This window comes from Tissierella sp. (genome assembly GCF_052089545.1).
Lineage (GTDB): Bacteria > Bacillota > Clostridia > Tissierellales > Tissierellaceae > Tissierella_A.
Genome location: NZ_JBQDAA010000161.1, coordinates 1 through 5,496 on the forward strand (window position 1 = coordinate 1; position 5,496 = coordinate 5,496).

The window sequence follows — 5,496 nt, forward strand, 5'->3', positions numbered from 1 at the left end:
GTGCATATTTCATATTAGGTGGAGTTCAATATATATCAACATTCCATATTCCATACATTAGATATGTGTTCTCTTTATTTATTCAATTTTTGTCAATTCTTTTTCTTGTTAAAAAGGGAGAAGGTTACAATATACGAGAAAGAATAAGAGAGATATCTATAATAAATATATTAATTATTATATTTATAAATTATAGTTTTTGGTTTTATGGCACTAATATAATATTAACTATAAATAGATTGATAACTTTGTTTGCTATATTTGGTTTTTTAATTATATTTTATATTGATTTAATAAAATATAAAGACTTTCAGAAAATATTAACAAATATGATATATGGTTATACTTTAATAGGTGTGATTATAATTATAGATGCTTTATTTTTTACTGTATTAAAATTTAATATCTGGCCTCCTATAGAATATTTAGGAACTAGATTTGCTGGGCCATTTTTTGATCCTAATTTCTTGGGGTTGTTTTATGGTGTAATGTTAATAATAGTACTATTTAAAAAAGATTTAGAAATAAAAGATAGGAAATGGATAATTGGTGTATTTATAATTAATATTATTTTAAGTTTGTCATGGACAGTCATAATATTATTTGTTTTCTCTTTATCTATGAATAAATTCATAAAATTTAAAAATATATTTGTTAAACAATTAATATTTCTTGGAATATATTTAGGGATTTTATTCTTCGCATATATTAATATAGATTTTTTACAACAATTATTTGTAGATACTTTATCTTTATTTTTACCCTTTAGTGAAAAGGAATTAGTCATTAAGTTCCTATCATTAAAATATAGAATAGTGGCACAAGTAAGAGCACTTAGTTTTGTTGCTAAAACTTGGGTGGGTTTAGGTCCTAATTCTATAGTTCCATTTTTAGGTAGAGATACTCATAATTCATACTTAGGCATTTTATTTGAATTGGGAATACCAGGTTTTATACTACTTTTAATAAATATATGGTTTAATCCTAAAAACTATAATAAATGTCTAGATATATTATCTACTTATATATTTTTAATGAGTTTCACATTAAATGTACATTATACTATTATTTTCACTTTATTTGTATCAATGTTAATAACTAATTATTATAATGAAAATAAAAAACTTTATACTACCTAGGAAAGAGAAGTGACATCTATTGAATTTAAATATAAAAACACTATTTAAAAATACATTTTTTTTGTATATACTGGTTTTTTCCACATATTTTTTTAGTTTTATAACAGTGCCTTATCAAACTAGAATATTAGGGCCTGATTATTATGGACGAGTTGGATTTGCTTTAGCTTTTATGACATATTTCAGAATGATTATTGACTTTGGATTTCTTTTATCTGCTACTGAAGAAGTAGCTAAATATAGAGAAGATAAAGAAGAATTATCAAAGATAGTCACTTCTGTCAGTATAGTAAAATTAATTCTTGTATTAATATCTTTTATAATAATCCTGAGCGTTATTTTAATATTTCCTCGTTTTAGAGAAGAATACCTACTATACGTAATTACATTTTTTGCAGTAGCTACTTCTGCATTTTTACCTGATTATTTGTATAGAGGATTAGAGAATATGAAAACTATTACTATTAGAACGGTACTTATTCAAGCATTTTTTGTAATAATGATTTTCTTATTTTTAAACGAGAAAAAAGACTATTACCTTATTCCCTTATTTACTATGATAGGGAATTTAGTAGCTATAATCGGGATATATGCACATGCTATTAAAGTAATAGGGATACGATTTAAACATGTGGATAGAAAGTATTTATGGTATACATTTAAACGTTCAAGTTTTTTCTTTTATTCAAGAATAGCTACAACGATTTATACAGCTACAAACACTTTCTTAGTAGGGTTAGTATATCCTAAAGGGAGTAGTGTAGTTGGGCTATATACTTCTTCTGATAAACTTATTAGTACAGCTAAAAGCGGATTTTCTCCTATAGCTGATAGTTTATATCCTTATATGGTAAAAAATAAAGATTTTAAATTAATAAAGAAAATATTATTAATTATCATTCCGCCTGTAGTAGTAAGTGTTATAATAGTAGGAATATATGCAGAAAGTTTTATAGCTTTATTATTAGGAGAAGAATTTAGACAAGCAGGGGATATTTTAAGAATATTATTACCAATTATAGTAATAACTCCTATCACGTACATATTAGGTTTTCCTGTATTAACGCCTATGGGTCTTTCTAAATATGCAAATTTATCTATAATCTATGCTTCTATTTTCCATGTAGTAGGTATGGCATTTCTTTTGATAACAGATACTTTCAATGTGTATAGTATTTCATATATTACTGTAATATCTGAATTAGTAATAATGGGATATAGAGCTATTGTAATATGGAGAAATAGGACATCTTTTAAGAAAGTATAATTAAAAAATTATACTTAAGGAGGTTATATCAATTGAAGAATATATTAAAAAAAATATTACCTAAACAAATATTAAAATTTATAATTAAACTTAGAATGGGGAATTATTATTATTTATTTAATTTATTCCCTATAAATAAGAATAAGATAGTATTTAGCAATTACTATGGAAAAGGTTACGGAGATAATGGAAAATATATTTGTAATGAAATAATAGAAAATAAATATAATTATGAATTAATATGGTTAACTAATAAAAGTATAATAGACAAGGCTAATTTTCCTAAACAAGTTACTCCTGTAAAGTACAAATCATTCAGAGGATTATATGAATTAGCGACAGCTGGAATATGGATTGATAATTGTAGAAAGATGTTTTACCCTCCTAAAAAAAGCAAACAACATTATATTCAAACTTGGCATGGTGGAATTGCTCTTAAACAAATAGAAAAAGATGTAGAAAACAAATTATCTGAAGGTTATATAATATCAGCTAAAGAAGACTCCAAAATAGCAGATACATTTATTTCAAATAGTGAATTTTGTACTGATATGTATAGAAATTCTTTTTGGTATAATGGGGTTATAAAAGAGTTTGGTAGTCCAAGATGTGATATATTATTAGAAAAAACAGAGAAGATAAATGAAAAAATAAAAGACTATTTTAAGATAGATAATAATAATAAAATACTAATATATGCTCCTACTTTTAGAGCAGATGGCAATTTAGATGTATATGATGTGAATTTTAATGAACTATTAAATTCCTTGGAAAAGAAGTTTTTAGGAAAGTGGACTATATTAGTAAGATTACATCCTAATTTATCAAATAAATCGAATTTCATAAAATATGATAAAAATATAATAAATGCTTCTCAATACGATGATATGTACGAATTATTAGCAGCTAGTGATATATTATTAACTGACTATTCGAGTACTATGTTTGAATTTGCAATAACTTACAAGCCAGTTATTTTATACACAAAGGATATTGAAGAATATAAAAAAGATAGGAATTTTTATTTTGATATATATTCATTACCTTTCCCTATAGCAGAAAACAATAGCTATTTATTAGAAGAAATTGAAAACTTTCAATTAGAAGAATATAAAAGTAAAATAAAAAATTTTTTTAAAGATATAGGAATGTTAGAAAAAGGTACAGCATCCCAAAATGTAGTAGAGTATATAAGAAAGGAGATTTAACCAATGAAAAAAGTTATTACTTATGGAACTTATGATTTATTTCATAAAGGACATTATAGACTGTTGAAAAGAGCTAAGGAATTAGGTGATTATTTAATAGTTGGAGTTACTACTGATAATTATGATGATAGTAGAGGAAAATTAAACGTACAAGAAAGTTTGATGAAACGTATTGAAAATATAAGAAATAGTGGTCTTGCCGATGAGATAATAATAGAAGAATATGAAGGGCAAAAGATAAACGACATTCAAAAATATGATATTGATATATTTGCCATTGGATCAGATTGGTTAGGAAAGTTCGACTATTTAAAAGAATATTGCGAAGTTGTTTATTTAGAAAGAACTAAGGGTGTATCTAGCACTGAATTAAGGGCTCAAAACAATGGAATACTTAATTTAGGAGTAGTTGGATATGGAAGAATAGCAAATAGGTTTATACAGGAATCAAAATTTGTAAGTGGAGTAAATGTAGAAGGGGCCTTTGGAAGAAATGAAGATTCTTTAAAAAAGTTTATTGAAAGGCATGAATTGAAATTTTATTCAACTAACTATGAAGAATTTTTAAAAAATGTAAATGCAGTTTATATAGCTACTCCACACTTAACACACTATGAATACGCAAAAAAAGCCATTCAAAATGGTGTTCATGTGTTGTGTGAAAAACCTATAGTTCTAGATGCAAATCAAGCAAAGGAATTGTATGAATTAGCAAAAGATAAAAACGTGATATTATTAGAAGCAATTAAAACTGCTTATTCACCTGGATTTATAAGATTAAAAAATGTAGCTAAAAGTGGATTAATTGGTAAAATAAAAAATATTGATGCTACTTTCACAAAATTAATAACAGATAAAAATCATTTTGCTGAAGATAAATGTATAGAAAAAGATGGGTTTGGAGAAGTAGAAGTCACTCCAGGGATAGAAGAAAGAATAAGAGAACTAAATTCAAAAAAAGGTGGGGGAAGTATAACAGAACTTGCAACCTATCCTTTATTAGCTATTATAAAATTATTAGGTACTAATATAGAAGATATAGATTTTTTCTCTTATTTTGATAAAAATGATAAAGTAGATATGTTTACAAAAGTAAATTTAAGATATAAGGATGCTATAGCTACTGCGAAAGTTGGCCTAGGAGTGAAATCAGAAGGTGACTTAATTATTTCAGGAACTAAAGGATATATATATGTTCCTTCTCCATGGTGGAAAACTGAGTACTTCGAAATTAGATTTGAAAATTTTAGTAATAATAAAAAGCACTATTATAAATTTGAAGGTGATGGGTTAAGATATGAGATTGCTGAATTTGTTTCTATGATAAATAATAATAGGTTAGAAACCTATAAACTAACTTCTGAAGAATCTATAGCTATAATAAATATAATAGAGAAATTTCTGAAAGGATACAATCTTAAAAAGATATAATATTTTAATATATTAAAATATATAACTAAAGTTTTTTGTAACATATTATAGGAGGAAATATAAATGAAAATTGCAGTAGCAGGAGCAGGATATGTTGGACTTTCAAATGCAGTATTACTTGCAGGCAATAATGAAGTAAATATATTAGATATAGATGAATGGAAAGTAAATTTAATAAATGATAAAAAATCACCTATATTAGATGAAGAAATAGAAGATTATTTAAAACACAAAAAATTAAATCTATTAGCAACAATGGATAAATCAATTTATAAAGATGCTAATTATGTAATAATAGCTACACCTACTAATTATGATTCGGAAAAAAACTATTTTGATACATCATCAGTAGAATCAGTAATAAGTGATGTATTAGAAATAAACCTTGATGCAGTGATGATAATAAAATCTACAGTACCAGTAGGATATACAAAGGAAGTAAAGGAAAAGT

At 25.1% G+C, this 5,496-nt stretch carries 4 protein-coding genes and 1 pseudogene; all 5 read left to right on the plus strand.

Annotated features, from left to right (window positions below):
* Positions 1-1,139, plus strand: a 1,139-nt coding sequence (locus ACTHW2_RS10340; protein WP_442263841.1) for a hypothetical protein, incomplete at its 5' end; no start/stop codon positions are given.
* 19 nt (positions 1,140-1,158) lie between these two features.
* Complete coding sequence (locus ACTHW2_RS10345; RefSeq protein WP_442263842.1) at positions 1,159-2,406, plus strand: oligosaccharide flippase family protein; 1,248 nt, start codon at positions 1,159-1,161, stop codon at positions 2,404-2,406.
* A 32-nt stretch (positions 2,407-2,438) separates the two neighbouring features.
* Positions 2,439-3,614 carry a CDP-glycerol glycerophosphotransferase family protein gene (locus ACTHW2_RS10350; RefSeq protein WP_442263843.1) on the plus strand — a complete coding sequence of 392 codons (1,176 nt, stop codon included), beginning with the start codon at positions 2,439-2,441 and terminating at the stop codon, positions 3,612-3,614.
* A gap of 3 nt (positions 3,615-3,617) precedes the next feature.
* Positions 3,618-5,045: a Gfo/Idh/MocA family oxidoreductase gene (locus ACTHW2_RS10355; protein WP_442263844.1), complete on the plus strand. Its 1,428-nt coding sequence runs from the start codon at positions 3,618-3,620 to the stop codon at positions 5,043-5,045.
* Positions 5,046-5,108: 63 nt separating this feature from the next.
* A pseudogene (locus tag ACTHW2_RS10360) lies at positions 5,109-5,496 on the plus strand (UDP-glucose 6-dehydrogenase); the annotation flags it as partial.

Bases quoted from the DNA above. Each gene is read 5' to 3' on its own strand.
- ACTHW2_RS10355 (WP_442263844.1), top strand. From the start codon at position 3,618: ATGAAAAAAGTTATTACTTATGGAACTTATGATTTATTTCATAAAGGA.